General features: G+C 66.6%; 14 protein-coding genes. 9 read left to right on the forward strand and 5 right to left on the reverse strand.

Annotated elements, in window-relative coordinates; all coding sequences use genetic code 11:
* Positions 1-22: 22 nt before the first annotated feature.
* Positions 23-1,138: a hypothetical protein gene (locus O7617_RS13200; RefSeq protein ID WP_282263804.1), complete on the reverse strand. Its 1,116-nt coding sequence runs from the start codon at positions 1,136-1,138 to the stop codon at positions 23-25.
* Positions 1,139-1,324: 186 nt separating this feature from the next.
* Between O7617_RS13200 and O7617_RS13205 the strand changes: the two genes are divergently transcribed.
* Complete coding sequence (locus tag O7617_RS13205) at positions 1,325-1,762, forward strand: very short patch repair endonuclease (protein ID WP_282263805.1); 438 nt, start codon at positions 1,325-1,327, stop codon at positions 1,760-1,762.
* On the opposite strand, the gene O7617_RS13210 is transcribed toward O7617_RS13205, so the two are convergent.
* Entirely contained in the window at positions 1,759-3,180 is a 1,422-nt protein-coding gene (locus O7617_RS13210; RefSeq protein ID WP_282263807.1) for a DNA cytosine methyltransferase, read from the reverse strand. The genes O7617_RS13205 and O7617_RS13210 overlap by 4 nt on opposite strands.
* A gap of 644 nt (positions 3,181-3,824) precedes the next feature.
* Between O7617_RS13210 and O7617_RS13215 the strand changes: the two genes are divergently transcribed.
* From O7617_RS13215 to O7617_RS13230, 4 genes are all read left to right on the forward strand, one after another.
* Entirely contained in the window at positions 3,825-4,352 is a 528-nt protein-coding gene (locus O7617_RS13215; RefSeq protein ID WP_282263810.1) for a DUF6244 family protein, read from the forward strand.
* Between the two features lie 188 nt (positions 4,353-4,540).
* Positions 4,541-4,837 carry a DddA-like double-stranded DNA deaminase toxin gene (locus O7617_RS33460; RefSeq protein ID WP_348774176.1) on the forward strand — a complete coding sequence of 99 codons (297 nt, stop codon included), beginning with the start codon at positions 4,541-4,543 and terminating at the stop codon, positions 4,835-4,837.
* The gene (locus O7617_RS13225) at positions 4,834-5,250 is read left to right on the forward strand and encodes an Imm1 family immunity protein (protein ID WP_282263812.1); all 417 of its coding nucleotides are present in this window, start codon (positions 4,834-4,836) and stop codon (positions 5,248-5,250) included. Before O7617_RS33460 ends, O7617_RS13225 begins: the two co-directional genes overlap by 4 nt.
* A 247-nt stretch (positions 5,251-5,497) precedes the next feature.
* Positions 5,498-6,544, forward strand: coding sequence for a hypothetical protein (locus O7617_RS13230; protein WP_282263813.1), 1,047 nt, complete (start codon positions 5,498-5,500; stop codon positions 6,542-6,544).
* Between the two features lie 73 nt (positions 6,545-6,617).
* On the opposite strand, the gene O7617_RS13235 is transcribed toward O7617_RS13230, so the two are convergent.
* Positions 6,618-7,121 (reverse strand): hypothetical protein, encoded by a 504-nt coding sequence (locus O7617_RS13235; protein WP_282263815.1) that lies wholly within the window; start codon positions 7,119-7,121, stop codon positions 6,618-6,620.
* A gap of 188 nt (positions 7,122-7,309) precedes the next feature.
* On the opposite strand from O7617_RS13235, the gene O7617_RS13240 reads away from it, so the two are divergent.
* Positions 7,310-7,834 (forward strand): hypothetical protein, encoded by a 525-nt coding sequence (locus O7617_RS13240; RefSeq protein WP_282263816.1) that lies wholly within the window; start codon positions 7,310-7,312, stop codon positions 7,832-7,834.
* A 203-nt stretch (positions 7,835-8,037) separates the two neighbouring features.
* On the opposite strand, the gene O7617_RS13245 is transcribed toward O7617_RS13240, so the two are convergent.
* Together O7617_RS13245 and O7617_RS13250 are read right to left on the reverse strand one after the other, a co-directional pair.
* Positions 8,038-9,288, reverse strand: a complete 1,251-nt coding sequence (locus O7617_RS13245; RefSeq protein ID WP_282263818.1) for an XRE family transcriptional regulator — start codon at positions 9,286-9,288, stop codon at positions 8,038-8,040.
* Positions 9,275-10,237, reverse strand: coding sequence for a hypothetical protein (locus O7617_RS13250; protein ID WP_282263820.1), 963 nt, complete (start codon positions 10,235-10,237; stop codon positions 9,275-9,277). The genes O7617_RS13245 and O7617_RS13250 overlap by 14 nt, the downstream gene beginning before the upstream one ends.
* Before the next feature lie 60 nt (positions 10,238-10,297).
* Here O7617_RS13250 and O7617_RS13255 point away from each other — a divergent pair, with 60 nt between their 5' ends.
* The 3 genes from O7617_RS13255 to O7617_RS13265 are packed head-to-tail and all read left to right on the forward strand — an operon-like array spanning position 10,298 to position 17,207.
* Positions 10,298-11,473, forward strand: a complete 1,176-nt coding sequence (locus tag O7617_RS13255; RefSeq protein WP_282263822.1) for a hypothetical protein — start codon at positions 10,298-10,300, stop codon at positions 11,471-11,473.
* Positions 11,470-14,799 (forward strand): hypothetical protein, encoded by a 3,330-nt coding sequence (locus O7617_RS13260; RefSeq protein WP_282263823.1) that lies wholly within the window; start codon positions 11,470-11,472, stop codon positions 14,797-14,799. The genes O7617_RS13255 and O7617_RS13260 overlap by 4 nt, the downstream gene beginning before the upstream one ends.
* A complete protein-coding gene (locus O7617_RS13265) occupies positions 14,799-17,207 on the forward strand; it encodes an RNaseH domain-containing protein (RefSeq protein ID WP_282263824.1) in 2,409 nt (802 codons plus the stop codon). The genes O7617_RS13260 and O7617_RS13265 overlap by 1 nt, the downstream gene beginning before the upstream one ends.
* Positions 17,208-17,239: the final 32 nt, after the last annotated feature.

A 17,239-nucleotide genomic window follows, 5' to 3' on the forward strand; every position in this document is an offset into this window, starting at 1 on the left:
CTGCGCGTCAGACCTGACGAGGCTATCGACCGGCTACGTCCCTCAGCCAGCCGTCTAGGCCGACCAGACGTCCAGACTCGATGTGTCCCAGCGCCCGACCGATGCCCTTACCGCGGGGAGGAACGGGTGCTCGGTAGGCGGCGTGCGGTCCAGCCGGGTTGACGTGCACGACGGCGGAGAACAACGGGCTGTTCTGGCGGCGAACTTCGCAAGCCGCAGCAAGCCTGGCAGGGTCGAACTCGTTGGTGATGAGTACATAGTCGAAGTCCTCACCAGCCTCCTCAAGCTCGGCATAGTCCCGGAAGTCGCTGACGAACTGCTCTTCCCGGTCGCTCCTTACACTCCACTTGCAGGAGACGAGCGTCCGCCTCCCGGTGGCCCCCTGAACTAGCGCGAGATCCACCTGCCGCGGCTTGCTGTTGGCCCTCGGCCTGCGGAACCCTGGCACCTGGTGCAACAGGGGGCGGACATGAATGGTGTGGGTGCGGGCGATGGCCGGGATGCGGCTCAGGAGGGCACTCACCGTGTCCTCGAAACCTTCGCCGACCAGGTTCTTCCGCTTGTTCTCCAGGCCGACGTGGGCGTAGATCCTCTCCGCCAGTTCCCTGAGGGCGGCAGATGACGGCCGCTGCGCGAGGAACGGGTCAAGCACCTCGGCGATGATCGACTCCAGCTCGGGGTCCTCACCCGGTTCGGGCAGCCCCATCCCCTCGTACGGCCGGCGCTGGCCAGAGACGGTATCCAGCAAACGCGCGCGATTCCGGGCGGCGACATGCGCCAGATCAGCGGTGGCGTGCCGAAAGAGGTAGTCGATGTGCTTGTCCAGCTCGCCTGGCGCGACCCTCAGGGCCTCCGCCGACCAGACATGGAAAGCAAGGCTGCGCGCGTACCAGGGGCGGCCGGGCTGGCACTTGTCGCTCTCATAGCAGTGGGCTAGGCCGGTGGTACGGTCGATCCAGAGCAGAAGGCGGTAGACGTGTCGCCAGGCGTTTTCCGGGTTCACCGCCTCGGCGTTCGAGAAGTACCGCTCCAGGAGCCGGGCGCGGTTCTCCTCACCGAAGGCGCGGGCACTAGCTTCGCTCGTCGAGCCCCCGGGGGCACTACCCAGTCCCGGTATGGCCACCTGATCTCCAACCACTCGCCGAGAGTACTAGGCATGTCCATCCTTCGGTGTCCCGCACCGCGGGCCGAGCCGTCCATGCGCACGCCGTGGCAGTTGGCGCACGTTGTGCAATAGTTGCTCAGCAGCCAATCCGGGACCGGCGTCTCGTCGCCCGTTGCGATCGGGTTGGATTCAGGAGACCCGGACAGGATTTATGGAGTTATGCCAGACCACTTGTCGGAAGCTGGACGCTCACGTGTGATGGCCGCCATCCGTTCCAAGAACACCAAGCCCGAGCTCATGCTCCGGCAGGCATTGAGAAACTCGGGCGCGACAGGCTACCGCATTCACCTCGCGTCTCTTCCCGGGAAGCCGGACATCGCCTTTACTCGCTGGCGCCTGGCCATATTTGTGGACGGTGTCTTCTGGCACGGGCACCCGGACCATTTCAAGCCGCAGCGGGCCAGTCCGTACTGGAGAGAAAAGATTGCGAGGAACCAGGAAAGAGACATGAGAAGCGACGCCGCGCTGGCGGCCATCGGCTGGACGGTCTTGAGGGTGTGGGACACGCATGTCAAGGAAGACCTTGGTGGCGTTACCCGGACGGTGACCGATGCACTTAGGGCGCTGGGTCGGCCTGACGTGCGCGACGATGGCTAGCCGCTGGTCTCAGCAAGACCGACCAACGTCTCGATGGGCGGCGACTGCTGCGCCTGCCCGCCCTGCTCACGCCGAGCGCTGATAAGGGTTCTCACCCGTTGTGCGATGGCTTCTGCCAGCAGCGGTGGCACGGCGTTACCCACCTGCCGGTAGCGAGAATGTGCCTGCCCTCCGTCGATGCGCCCAGGCAGGGCACCACGTCGCGGGTCGGTGCTGAAGACGAAGTGGTCAGGGAAAGACTGTAGCCGCGCGAACTCCCTGACGCTGAGGGCGCGTGGCATCCGGTAGTGGTAAGCCGAGTCGGCCTTCGTGTTCAGCGTCCAGGCCCAGACTGCGGGGTGCAGGCGCCGATATGCATAGAAGTGGGCACGCCCGAGCTTGCCGCTGTCAGTACTAGGTCCCCATTTCTCGCCACTGATGTAGCGAGCAGTCAGGGCCTCAGTAAGATCGCGATGATTGCCGCCGGCTGGGATTCCCTTTAGCCGCGTGACGGTGTCTGAATTAATTCTAGGAACGCTGACGTTCCATATCTTGCCCTCCAGATGCTTCCGCATCAGGCGCTGGTATGCCGATTCAGCTTCCTTCATTTCGCCAATGGGCATCGCCTCCTCGCGTCGCCCCGCCTTGAGGTTCCGCAGGTCGGAGATCGCCTGGTCAGTCGAGACGACGGCGAGATTGTCCGGGTCCTCCAGAGCCTTTAACAGGGCGGCTGCCCGCGTTTCGTCTCGACGCGTCTCGAGAGCGTACTTGCCCTTCCCGTGGCGAACGAGGGCGAGATGGAGAGTCGCATGAGTACCCTCGAACACCGGCGGCGTCTTACCAAGGTCGCTTCGTAGGCCTACGAATACCAGACGCTTGCGGGTCTGCGGAACGCCGAAGTCGGCAGCGTCGAGAAGATTCGGCTGCACATTATAGGCGCCGTCAAGCTCGAGGTCTTCTTTCACTTGCTCCAGGACGCCCATCTGGGCCATACCTGGTACGTTCTCCATGACAAACGCGAGCGGCCGAATCTGTCCGACTGTCTTCACGAATTCCCGGTACAGCGAATTACGCGGGTCGTCGATAATCCTTGAATGGTTGCGAACCTGCGAGAAGGCTTGGCACGGCGGCCCACCCACAACCACGTCGACGCCCCGCCCCACCTCGATGATGCGGTCATGCACCTCAGGTAGCCGAATATCGCCACAAATGGCTCGGGCGTTCGGGAAGTTGAGGGCGAACGTGGCGCACGCGTCCGGGTCGATGTCGCTGGCACCTACGATTTCAAAGCCGGCCTGCTGGAACCCTTGGGACAGGCCGCCAGCCCCAGCGAAGAGGTCCAGCACGCGCGGCTGCTGCACGGACAGGAAGTCGACTTCAGCGCACGACGCCACATCGGCTTCGAGTCCAGGCAATGGCAGTGCCAGTTGCGTGACCACGCAGCCCCCTTCAACCCGCCCCGTCACGCCGCGTACGCGCGATGTTACCGCAGGGCCAATTCTGGTCCCGACCGCACCTAAGTCACGGCCGCCGCGCCGGATGACGCGCCCGCCATATTTGATCCTCTCCTACACCCGTTCGACAAGTCGTCGCACAGCTCGCCCACCAGCCCGTGGGAGCCGTCACCCTTATAGCTACCGGCGTGCGCCCCTAGCTGGCTCGTCCGCGCCGCTGCGGGCTGGAGAGAACGCGTTCCCTGTCACCGCCGCTCGCGAGGGTCTCTGCCGCCGGCTACCAGCGCACCGCCCTCGTTCATGGCTGATAGGCGGAGCATGCGACGTGGTGGCCGGCCATACTCTCGACGACCATTGGGCCTGCGTCGGCCGCGCCTGGTGATCGCCATCCCGCGGCCTAAGAGTCGCTGGCCTCTGGGGCCGCTGGTTCCGCCGGCTCGTGGGCAACGTTGTCATGCCTGCCGAACCTGGCCGACGCCCCCGCCAGCGGGTTGGTCGTTCGTAAGGTCGAGCGGGTAGGTGCGCCCCGGCGTGGCACTGGAAGCGTTGTGCGCAACGGTTGTGCCCGGCCAGCAACCGTCCTTACGCTGCCACGGTTCTTATGGACTCGGAGCTGGAGGGTGGACGCGATGTCGCTGACCGACAGCATTGGTGCCGACGTACAGGCGATGGCGGCAGGCGTGGACCGGACGCAGCAGGAGGCCGGCGCTGTCGACCATGCGATCGAGCAGATCACCGCTCGGGCGGTAGCCTCCGGCTTCACCGGCATCGCTCTTGGGTTGGCTCGCGCGCGAGAAGTACTCGGACAGGCCCGGTCTCGGCTGGCGCAGGCCGGTGGGGTCCTGGGTGAGGCGTCGCGGTCGCTGAGCGCCGTGCCGCAGCAGTCGTCACCGCAGGAGACGATCGCCGCGCTCACTCCGGTCGTAGCCGCGCTGACCGCCGTCGACGGTCATGTCACTGCGGCCGGATCCGCGGTCGATGACACGCGACGGCTGGTCATGGCGGCGTTGCAGGGAGGACAGCCCGGTCCCACCCTATCGCGGCTGCAGCAGGTGCTGCAGGTCCTGGCGATCGTCCGGACCCGCGGAACCGAAGCCCGACAGCACGTCGACGTGGCGCTGGCGCAGGCGCGGCAGGTCGGTGAGCTGGGAAACTGACCATGGGCGGTGGCAGCGACATCAGCCGACCGCCCGCCACACGCGACACGTCCTCGAGTGCAACGAAAGCGTCGGCTTCACCCGAGCCGGTGCCCGGAGAGTTGACCGATGCGGCTCGGGGCCTGCCTCGGCGGCAAGCAAAAGACCCTACTTCCGGCGTGGCGTTGATCGGGGGTGAGCGGATACCCATGAGGTCGGGCCGTGACCTGGCCGCCGCGGCCGACCTCAAGCCGGCCTACAAGCTCATCGCCACCACGACCGACCATCTGGAGGCCAAGCTTGCCGCCCGGATGCGCCGCGACCACATCACCCAGGCAGCTGTGGTGACCAACAATGCGCCCTGCGACTACACCCCCTACGGCTGCGAGAAGATCCTCTCCCGGCTCCTGCCGGTCGGGGCGCAGCTGGCCGTATACGTACGCGACGATGACGGACAGGTACGCCACTGGCGTACCTACACCGGCAACGGAAAGGCGATTGCATGAAGGTGACTTGGACCTACGACCGGGGCGACCGGCGCGACAACCATGAGGTCGAACTGACCGACTCTGCCGCCCTGGAGGCACTCCTTCGCGAGATCCAACAGGCCGGCGAGCCCGTCGTGCTGACCATCTTCAGCGACACCGACGAAGACACTGACGACCTGCCACCCGGCATCCAGATCGGCCTTGGTCACCCCACCCACGCCTTCGCGGTACACATCGCCGACGACGGCGACTACCTCAACGACCCCACAGCGGAAACTCCGACCAAGGGACTCCACTTCGACTTCGGCGGAGTGCCCACCGAGTACCCGGCCGAGCACCTACAACTGCGGCCCGAAACAGCAATACAACTGGCAGTCACCTTCCTCAAGACCGGCGGCGAACCGCCGCACCTGACGGCTGTCACCGAGTGATCGCGTGGCGAGGGGCAGGTGGCGCGCTCTGGTGCCACCGCCCGTGATGCCGAAGGTCTCCGTGCCCCGCAGCGCACGTACGACCCGGCTGGCTCCCGCGCAGCGGTGCGACCCGACCCCATAGGGTCACCCCAACCGGCCGGCGGCCCATGGCCGCGAGGCACAGTCCGGATCCACCTGTTTGTCGTGGAGCGAGAATGCTCAGGTGGCCCCTCACAACGAGCGAGTACGCGCTGCGGTAGACCGCGTGAACCGTCTTCACGCCATGATGGAAGCCGACCTCAACGAAGTCCGGGGTGGCTTCGACTGGTGGTACGGGTACTTCGACCAACCGAGGATCATCTTCGCCAGCGACTACCTACTTCAGGTCACCGGACAGATCCGCAACATGCTCAACATGGCGGCCTGGCATCAGATCGCCTTCAACGAAGCCTGGTACGCCGAGACGAACTGGCTACGCCAACACGCAAGCAAGGGCGTCGACCCCTTCACGATGCGCGGCGACCCCGAAGAGAAGAGGGCTGCCCGCATCGACGCCGCCCTCACCGGCTTCTTCCAAGCATGCGGCAGCAGCCTTGACTTCCTCGCTGCCTCCACCATCGGTGTTCTCGGCATCGCCGCAGACCTCGTTACCGCAAGCTGGACGACGGTCGCCACCGCCAAGACTGGCCCTGACAAGGTCCGTCGAAATCTCCTCGCCGCGGAGGGTTCGCCCGCCAGGACGCTGCAGGACGGTGCCATCAGCAACATCCTCACGGCGTTCGACCGGCAGCCCAGCGGCTGGCTGACCTGGGCACTGGACATGCGCAACGTCATGATCCACAGGGCCCACCGCTTCGAACTACGCCGCTTCTATCGGCGCACCCAGCGCGACGAGCTTCAATACGTCCTGCACCTGCCCAGAAACCCGCAACTTACCGACGCCGAGGCGTTCGTCCTCGGAGAGCAGCCCCAGGATCTCCTGCTATGGGAGCACGCTGGCACCACCATGAGCGGCGTTCTTGACAACCTGACCGGCGCCGCAACGCATACCGCTGACCTTCTTCACGACGCTTGGCAGCATCGCCGTAGCGATCCCGCGCTCATCACCCAGCCAGACGCCCAGTGGAAGAAGGTATACCCCGAACGCCGTGACCTGTCCTTGTTCGGAGGCTTCGGCAACGCGGTTCCACCTGTCGGCAACGAGCAGGTCCACGTCCCGCCTGCGACCGCTCGTCGACTGCGCGCCGCCAAGCTGCTCGATAGCGGCAGGCCCTACTGGGTTCGAGCCCTCACATTCCCCCACGTCGAGTAGGTTCACTCCTTGGCGCGCCGAGGGCAGGCGCAGGGGTTCGATGCCCTGGCGCTACAGCGCACGCCCAGCACCCCTACAGGGCGCAGAGGCGGGTCGCGAGTACATCGACCTCGCAGGTTGCCGGAGCGAGATCGACGTCGTCGGTCTGCAGGTGCAGGTTGATCACGTCGAAGCCGTCTCCGGACAGGGCGGTGCGGATGCCCTGCGCGACTCCGAGGCATGCCGTGACGACGCCGACGAAGGCAGCGCCGACGGCGGTTCCGGCGAGTTGGACGGATCCGCATGGATCGCGTAGCTGAAGGTCGGCGAGGGCGGCCGTGGCACCACGGCGTGGCTGGGGGACGTCACCCTTCCAACCCGGAACCTGGTCGCTGCGGATCTGAGCGGGGAATCGGCGCAGGAGCACGGCGTTGAAGTCAGCCGGTCCGACGCCGAGTCCGGCGTCGATGGCCAGCTTCCAGCCGACTCCGGAGATGAGCCTGCGAGGGTCGAGGCTGTCGACGCGGAGCAACGCGACATGGTGGTCGTCGACCAGGACGCGGCTGGTGTGATCGAGTCGCCGGTCGAGGATGACCACGTCGTTAACCGGCCCGTTCGAGGACTGCCGCGGTCAGGAGGGTCTTGCGGACCGGGTCCGGCTTCACCGGGGTGAGGACGGAAGCACCTTGAAGGGCTCCCGTCTCGACCTCGCCGTCCTGTCGGTGGCCGGGCATACCATGGAATTCCTAGCGGTCTCCCGCCAGCTCTGAAATTGCTGGAGGAAGGTTGTCGATCATGGATGCGGGTCCTGACCTGATCCCGCTGGCCGAGGGCGTGGCCACCTTCGGCGGTGGAAACGCGTATTCCTGGTACCGCAGTCAGGCGCATCGAGGCGGGACTGTGTCCATGGGCGGCCAGCGAGTACCGGTAGTGAAGGTCTCCAGTCGATGGATGATCTCCAAGGCAGGGGTCGCGCAGGCCGTAGAAGCCGAACGGCGCGCGAGAGCAGAGATCGTCCAATGGACCGCCGACTACGCGGCTGGCGTCCTGCGCGAAGGGCTGGTCCAGCTGACGGGCGGGCGCAGCTACACCGTCCGTGGACCGTTTCACCTGCTGACGGTTCCGCAGCCCATAGCGCCGGCGGACAGTTGGTGGATCTGCAACAGTTGCCGGCAGCTGGCGACGACTCGGCACGATCCCGACAGGGAATGCCACCGCTGCCGGGACTGGAGCCCATGCGCCGACGACTGCACGCTGGTGAGCGTCTCCTGCCCGTCCTGCAGGACGTCTCTGACGCTTCGGTCTGCATGACGGCCGCGGGCAGCGCGGGTGGCTGCGGGTGTCAACGCCGTCTGAACTTGACCCTCTGCCCTGGAACCCGCCCGGAACCCAGCCTGTGGAGGCCAAGTTGGCACGGATCCTGGCACTGAGCGAGGCATGCCCGTCAATGCTGCTCTGCCGCTCAGGCTGAACGGCTACTCGGGGTTGTTGGAGACGTGTCCCAGCGGAGGTCGTTAGGCCATGTCCGTAGCAACTGCCCGTAAATGACGAATGTGATCAGTCATTGGCGACGGCTGCTCCGCCGCTTTGCCGCCGGCTATGAGGTTGAGTGTTGGGCGGTCGGTGACAGCACCAAGTAGTTGCCGGATCCGCTCCACCGGCCAGCGCAGTTCCTGCGCCAGCGCGGAGATGGTTAGCCCATGCTCGGCGGCCAGTTCGAAGGCTCTTCTTAGGAGTGTCGGCTGTTCACCGGGGAAGCCGTCGATAGGTTCCAGGGCTGGTTTGGACTGGTTGAGGCGTTGGTAGGCGCGTGCCGCAGTAGTGTCCGTGTAGAGGCCTACTTCTCGGCAGCGGTAGATGAGGCTCTGGATCGACGTACCCCACGTGCGCTGGAGCTCAGCGAACGCCGCAAAGTTCACCCTTGCGGGCAGGAGGGGGCTGATGCTATCGCGCGGAGTGAGGAATTCCGCGGCGAAGGCGTCGGCGTCCCGTTCATGCCTGGAGTCACCGGGAAGGGCGTCGGCATGGAGTACGAGGTGGGCGAGTTCGTGCGCGGCGGTGAAGCGTTGCCGGTATACATCCTGGGATCGATCGCGACTGATGACAATGAACGGCCGGGGTAGCCGGGAGGTCGAGAAAGCATCCACGGTACGGAAGTCGCCGTCGGCTGGCGCATGGACGACGACGATGCCGTGGACCTCAAGAGTGCGCACGAGGTGCGGAATGGGCGCGGTGCCGAGATTCCAGTGCTGACGAAGAGCTCGGGCAGCTTGGACCGGCTCGGTGGGAAGGCTCGCGCCGGGATGAATCTCGCCGCCGGCGAACCCGGGAAGGTCTACGTGGGGCAGGAAGACGCGCCGTTCGAGGGCGTAGATGAGTTCCCAGACCTGCTCGGTGAAGGAGATGGCCTTGGCGCGCTGGTAGGAGCGTGTCTCACGGAGATGGCGGAAGTGCGCTGCGGAGGAGTCGAGGCGGGCGTAGGGACGCCCGACCTGGAAGAAGCCGACGGGGTAGCCAAGGTGTTCGGCGAGGGCGATCAGAATCTCGGGTCGTGGCCGCGCTCCTGATTCGTACTGGCCGATGGCCGCAGCGCTGACCCCGACCCGGTCGGAGAGTTCCTTCTTGGTCAGCCCGGCGAGCTGGCGAGCTTGTGTCAGACGTGCCGAGTCGAACTGCCTGGCGACAGCACCGGCTGACCCCGAGGGCGACTCCACGGGAAGGCCGCCGGCAGAGAACAGGTCATCGGGCTCGTCAGTTCTGGGCATCGCTTCGCTGTTGGTGGTTGCTACGTTCGGCTACGGGACTGACGGTGGCCTGCTCAGCGGCGGTACGGGCGCGCAGCGTCGGGCTGGCCAGCTCCGCCTGGTCGAATCGCGGCGACGCGGTCGAGGCCGACGGCTGGGTTACCAGGCGAAGCCCGGGGATCGGGTCTGCGGACGGGACGAGCAGGGGTTGTGCGGATACCCAGCTCGCTGTGCCGGTCTGGCTCACGCTGATCTGGCCCCATCCGATGTTGAGCAGCCCGTGCCGCTCGTGCGCGGCGTAGTAGATGATCACGATACCGTCTGGTTCCAGCCCGCGCAGGAGGTCGGTGACGTGGGTGTCCGACTCGGACTCCATTCCTTCGAAGGCCGGCTGTTCATGATCGGGTTTGGGGCCGAAGAGCCGCGCCAGCTCCAGCGTCGTCTTGTTGATCTTCTTCAGGGCGCGAGGGCTGTCGTAGGCGGTCGCCAGGTCCTTCGCGTACTCCACCGGCAGCACGGCGACGTTGTTGATGACGACGATGCGGTAGCTCTTGCCCGACGGGCGCACCGTCTGGGCGCCGGGGACCTCACCGAGGTGGTTGACCAGTTCCTCGTACCGCGCCGGCCAGCCTCCGCCGAAGGCGTGGCGCGACGTCAGGCGGACCGCATGGTGGCCGTCCATCTGCCGTCCGACGGCGGCCTGGATGGCCGACGGGATGGCCTCCGTCAGCGTGGCTGCCACGTCGCGGCCGAACAGGGACGTCGCCCATGCTGCGGGCCGGATCTTCTTCGACACGATTCTCACCTCCTGCTTTACCTGCGTGCAGAAGGCTAGCATCTGTGCTTTAGTTTTGAGCGCGATGACGCCACTTTGGTGACGCTGAGTGTGTTCCCGCAGATCACGCCGCCTTCTGTGTGACGTGATCTGTTGTGCGCCGCGACCGCGGCGGACGTCGATCAGGCCGCACACGGTGTCCAGTTGCTGCGCTGCGGGTCGCCCAGGATGAGCGGCCGGGGAGGAAGGTGACGCATGACGGCGGATCTGACCAGGTTCGGCCGGGACACAGTCGTGACCACGGTGACGCAGGCCGCCAGTATCTGGACGTCGCCGGGACCGCCCGGCGAGCGCTGGCGGCAGGTGGCTGACCTGCACGGGCGGGTCGCCTTGGCGCACCTGGCGCACGGTGAACCCCTGCTGCCCCTGGTGGCCTTCACCGACCTGTTGACCGGCCCGCTGTCCGGGCTTCTACCGGCCCCACTGAGGGAAGCGTGCGACGAGGTCTTGTTGGTGGAGGACGGACAGCTGAGTGCTGCTGCCGCTGACCTGCTGATGGAGAACCTCGCGCCGTCGATGACGGCCTCCGATGTCGTCGGCTGGTCGGTGCCGCGCCTGAGCGCGGAGAAGGTACAGGGCTGGCTCTACGGACAGATGCTGGCGACGGGCACGGAGGAGGGATACCGGCGGGCGCGACGGACCGTCATCGAACACGCGGCGGGGGAGATGTCGGAGGTGATCGACGCGATCAAGGCCGCAGGGCTGCCCCGCGAGGGCCTGGTCGAGGAGATCCCCGCGTGGGCGTGGGTGGCGCACGAGGGGGAGTACTACTGGTTCGGGTGCCCCGTGTGCCGGTACCCGATGCGGTACCAACTCGGTCGGCTTGCCTGTGCCTACCCGCCGCACGCGAAGGCTCTCGGCGGTTCGATCACCGTGAAGGCGGCGAAGGGCCGTGCACCGGTGGCCGGCGCGTGGAATGTCGAGCGTGCCGCGCAGTTGGGCGGACCACAGGTCACCACTGCGGTTCCGGTCAAGGGGCAGGTGTGCCTCGTCCGGCCGGCTTGGCGGTACTCGACCATCCCCGGTTGTGAGGAGGTCCGCCTGCACCGCGAACTCGAGACGATGCCGGGCGTCACCGCGAGACTGTGGCCGCACGTCGACCGGTACGACCTGGAAGTGCGGGCGCCAGGACGACGGCGGCCCTGGCGGGTCGATGTCAAGGACTACACCGACCCCGCGCGGCTGGCCAACGAGCTGCTGCGCCGGGGCGGCATCGGCGAATCTGACCTGTTGATCGTCGTCCCCGACTACCGGGCGGGCCATGTGGCGGTCCTCAACGAGCGGCTGCGCCTTGCCACCGGATCACGGCGCCGGTTCGCCACGACGTCTCGCCGATTCCTCACCGAGGTGAAGAGGGCTGCAGCCGGATGAGCAACCGTTCGCGTTTCCACAGAACCGCCAACCGGTTCCTCATCGGACCGTCGCTGCGTCTGGCGCTCGGCCTGGCCGAACAGCTCTTCCCCACCGAGACCTGGGAAGGCGCGCCCGCGGTCGACCCCCGCGACGCGCGGTTCCTCCTCTCCGGCCAGCTCGGGGTGTGGAGCCTCTGGCGCGACGACCTCACCGCCACGCAACGACATGCGATCGACCGCCTCATCCATCTGCGCCCTCGCCGCCTGGCCACAGAAGGTGGCCTGCGCGTCAGCCTCGACGAGCACCTGCGCAACAACCGGTCGCCCCGCTACCTTGAGTCCGGAGACTTCCTGCAGGTAATCGACGGTGTGCCGGTCGGTGATCTGATCACAGCCGCGCTGCAGGAGCTGGAGGATGCCTCATCCCCGCTGCGCGTCCCCCCAGAGGCGCTGGCCGACAGGCGCTACAGCTCGTCGGTCTTCCTCGCCGGCCCCAGCCGCGACGAGTTCCGGCGCAACACCTACCTCATCCCGCGGGCGCCGATGCCCTACCCGCCTGTCCCGGTTCTGGACGCCACCGCGCCAGCCGAGGTGGTGGCCGACCTCGCGGACATGCACGCCACCGCCGAACTGATCGACAAGAAGCGGGGTGACGATGCCTTCCGCCTGGCGGAGGTCCTGGACGGATTCTCGCGGAAGCTGCGGACGCCACAGGGCCAACCCGTCGACCGGCTGAAGCTCGCGGCAGGGCCCCTCCAGCTCATGATCGCTCCCACTGGTTCCGGCAAGAGCGTCTGGATGCGCGTCGCCGCCACCCACCTCGCCAGCCACAGAGGAGGCCGCCGCACCGTTGTCCTGCTCACCCCTGATGTCGAGAGCACGCTGGATCTTGTCGCGGCCATCCGCAGTGACCTCGCGGCGCTGAGCCTCGACATCCCCGTCGTCGCACTCATGTCCCACCGACGGCTCATCGAGGTGGCCGTCCAGCGCACCAACGACGCACCGGAGGATCCGGCCGGTGCCAGGTGGACCTGGCAGGAGCTCGGCTACTCCTGCATGCTGAGCGACGAAGAAGGCGCCGCATGGCAGCCAGGCCAGGAGCCCTGCACGGATCTGCACGAGCCCGGCGTCGAAGGCCGCCACCGATGCCCTCTGATCGGAGCCTGCGAGAAGTGGGCGCCATGGCGGCAAGCCGCCGGCCCAGCCAAAATCATTGTCACCAACCACGCCTACTTCCAGCAGGGCTCGGTGCCGTTTCCCGTCATCACGAACGGCACACTCCACGGACGGATGAGCGCGCAGGAGCTGCTGCTGCGGCGCGCCGACATCGTCCTTGTCGACGAGGTCGACGCCTTCCAGGGACATGCGGTCACTCAGTCCGGCCGCACCCTCGTCCTGGCCCGTCGTGACACGCAGAAGCTGCTCCTGGAGAAGCTCGACGACCAGCGCAAGGAACAGGTCGAATCCGACAACGTGCCGGGCGAACTCGAACTCGCCTTCCAGCGGGCCATCCACCGGGTCGAGTTCCTCTCCGAGCGCTACCTGGCCGCCGTCGTCAACGGGTTCATCGACCCGCAGGACCCACTCGGCCCCAAACAGGCCAGGCTGCACCTGCCACGCCGATGGGACAACCTCCTCGCCTGCCGCCTCTTCGGCCTCAACGAACTCGAAGACCGCCCCAGCGACGACCAACTCGACAGGTTCAAATCCCTGTTCACCCAGAACGAACCCGACCCTGACGCACTACCCGCCGGCTGGGCGGACCTACGCAAGGAACTGCGCCTCGTCGTCGCCGACGAACCGGAATCCGATCTGATCCACAAAAGAAGCCAAGGCATAGTCAGCGCGATCCAAACGATCACCGCGCCCACCACCGACGAGGGCGAACCGGACGCCGACGTCGACCTGGACGAAACGGACTGCGGCCGTCAGACCGGGAAGGACGACGATCCGGCAGACCCCACCGCTTCGGCGTGGCAGATCCAGACCGCCCACCTTCTCCTACGTAGGGCGTTCCTCGGCGAACTCCAGCAAGGGCTCGCTGAACTGGAAGCCCTACTGCCGCTGATGCGCGACAGCGGCATGCGGCTCGCCGACGACGTCGAGGCCGCGCTGGACCGCGCTCCCTCCTGGCAGGCAACACCCGAAGGACCGATCGGCCGAACGGTCTTCGGATTCGCCGTCACCGGCGACCCGGAGAGCCGCTCCGACCGGCAGTTCACCGCAGAGATCCTCTCCGGCGACCCGCACGCCTACACCGCAGACCTCGGAATCACTACGGCTCCCGCGCTCACGGGCGCGCCCAGAGTCATCGTCGGACTCTCCGCGACCGCCTACCTACCCGGTTCCCCCACCAACCACGTCCATGCCGACGTCGCCTGCTACTACCCCGACAACGCCGGCATTGGCACTGGCACTGGCAGGCTGACCGTCAGCAACGCGTCCGTCAACGACCACACGACCAACCGCGGGATCGTCATCTCCGGAGCAGCCCGCAACCGCAAGGCCCAACTACTCGAAGGCATCGGATCCGGCCTCTGGGACCAGATCCTCGAACAGAGACTGCGGGACCTGCACGACCACCGGGACGCCGAACGCCGAGCCCGTGCCCGGGTCCTGCTCGTCACGAACTCCTACGACCAGATGCTCGCCCTCTGCCGCGGCCTGATCGCCGGGGGAGCCCACCGCACCCGCATCGCCGTCGCCGTCCCCGCCGGTGACCGCCGCGGCCTGCAAATCCCCGACGACGTACTCGCCATCCCCGCCAGCCGGCTGCGGACCTTCCCGGGCACGGGCAGGGACGTGCTGATCTCACCTTTCGCACGGGTTGCCCGCGGGCTCAACATCGTCGTCGGCCACCGGTCCGCGCTCGACTCCATCTGGGTATGCGTCCGGCCCATCAAGCTCATCGACGAACCATCCGCACTGGTTGCCCACACCGGTGCCCACGCCCGCCGCAACCGGCACCCCGGCGAGGACCCGCGCAAGGAACTCGACGAACGCCACCGCATCGCCGCTAAACATCTGGAGCTCATCAACAGGTCCAACCCCGCCTTCGGGCGCCTGCCCCCCGACGTGCGAACCGCGATCTTCGCCGACGTCCTGGCCGACCTGATCCAACTCGCCGGGCGCGCAAGGCGTGGCGGCACCAACACAACTCTTCACCTGGTCGACAACGCCTTCCACCGAGGAGGCGCCGCACCGGGCAGCGACTTCGCCTCCCTCATCCGCAACCTCCACCAGCGATGGCGCGACGACAACCAACTGGACCAGGTCCGCTCCATCTACGGCACCACCATCGACGCGTTCTTCACGTTTGCCGGCATCAACGACAGGAACCCCTGATGCGCACCCTGGCCTTTCCCTACACCGAAGCGATGGCGGAGAAGATCCACGGCTACACCCTCGGCAGCGAGGTCAACGACACCTGGCAGGACCTGAACCGCCGATACACCCGCCACCCGAAGAACCTGCCGTACAGGGATCTGAGCCTCGGCTTGCGCTACGTGTCCAGCGACTACGCCACCATCTGCAAGGATCCCGACGGCCCCGGCACGCTGCTCCTGATGCGCAAGAAGATCGACACCGCCATCATCAGCCGGCTCTTCGCCGCCTTCGAACGAGACCTCGTGGCCAGGCACGGCGCACCATTCGAAGACCTCCTCGGCCCACTGCTACGCCGTACCAAGCCACGCACGATTCACATCGCCAAGTACCTCCAGGCGGGCACGGTGACACACGCCGACATCCCGAACTGGGTCTTCGACGTCGCCACCTGGCGCACTATCGAGCTCCTCCGAGGTGCGCTCAAGCTGCCCGACGGTACGGACCTGCTTCTCCGTCCCGACATCGACGGCAACCTCGTCGCCTTCAACCGCCCGCTTCCCGAGACGCACCCCAGGGCCGAACAAGGCATCCATTACATCAGTCTCGAACCCATCACCGTCCCCGGCTACCCCGGTATCCTGCTCAACCTCGACGCCCACATCAGCGCCACCACTGGCTTCCCCGGCAACGCCAAGAGCCTCTGGATCGCCACCGACGACACCGGCATGCTGCTCACCGCCAGACACCGCTACGACCGGCCCACCAACCGAAACGTGATCACCGGGCTCCTTCCCCAACTCGTCGACTCCTTCAGCATCCGCGGCGTGCCCGCCGACTTCACCGCAGATGACCTCCTCGCGACCCACCCCCGCATCCGCGCCCGGCACGCCACCAGACCCGACAGGCACCCCATCGGCTCCGGACCGGGCCGCCGATTCCTGGACTGCGTGCTCGAGCACGCCACCGCCAGGCTCAACACGGAGTCGCTCGTCCTGGAAACCACACCCATACGCAACATCGACGCCCCCGGCGACCCCGACCGGCACGCGAAACTCGCCTCGGCCGTCAACGCGGCAGCACGGCCGATCCACATCAGCGTCGTCTACCAGGACGACCTACAGCGCCACCGGTCCGCCCAGGCGCTCACCGAAGTACTCAACCTCCCCGAGAACAGCCTCACAACCGCAGGGAGCACCTTCCTCGACGGCGCGCTCACCATCACCTTCGACAGCGCCAAGACCGACATGCTGGTCGCTCCCGGACCCACGCACCTCCGGAACACCCTCGCCGAGCAGATCATCTCCACCAAGACCCCGGACGCCCTGCACCTCGTACTCGCCGAGAGCAACAAAGAACTCGCCGCAGCCAAGCCCGCCGAAGACCCCAAGCCACAGCTTCGCCGCGCCCTGGCCGCCCACGGCACCGTCAGCCAGTTCATCGATCCAGCGTCAACGCCCAAGCCTGACGCCGTCGACCACCCCGCCAATGCCGCCGTACGAGACCTCCTCCGGGCAGCGGGACTCACCGCCACCACACCCACCCGGGTGTTCTCGCGCCCCCTGCAGCCGCAGCCATGCGTCGTCGTCGGTCTCTACACCCGCGAACAGAACCAACCCGCCACCCGCATGATCAGCCTCTCCGCCCTCATTAGCGACGGAACCGACACACCCTGGCACATGCTCGGCTACCACCCCGACGCCCACGGCTGGAACGACCTCCCCACCGCCATCGCCGCACATCACGCCACCGACCTGAGCCAGTTCAACGACCCGAACCCCACCACCCGCACAGCACTGGCGCGGGCCTACACAGAACGGGCCCTGCACCAGCTCCGCACCCGCTACGACGACATCCCGATGATCATCTACATCGACGGCTCCAACCGGTACCCACTGTGGTCCGGCACCACCAACAAAAACCTGGGTAACGGACAGCTCGATGCGCTGCCCCACCTCGGAATGATCAACCCAGCCGACATCTCACTGGTCAGGGTCAACACGGCATCAGACAGCAAGCTGCCACAACCCGTCAGGGCAACCGGAAAGCGGGTAAACGTCGACGACGGTGCAGTCCCAGCCACCGAACGGCTCTACCACCTTCCCGGCGCGCACCAGGACACCTACTACCTCATCAACCGCTCGCGTAGCGACAAAGCGTTCCAATCCAGCGTCAGAGCTGGCCACCGTCAGACACGATTCGACCTCGCGGAAGCAAGAGAACTACGCACACCCTGGCACGCGATGACCTGCACCGAATTTCTTCTCCTCGAACACGGCGCCTTCGAACGCCAACACCTCGCGGCGCTCAGCGCGCGGCTGTGTGGGCATTCGCTGGCCTGGGACGGGCGGACAGCCCGACCCGCGCCCGTACACCTCGCTCGACAGATCCTGGAGGACCATCCCGGGCGCAAGACGGCTGCACGCTGAGGTGTGAACGGCCGAGGGGGCCCGCACACGGC

This window comes from Micromonospora sp. WMMD1155, from assembly GCF_029581275.1.
GTDB lineage: Bacteria > Actinomycetota > Actinomycetes > Mycobacteriales > Micromonosporaceae > Micromonospora.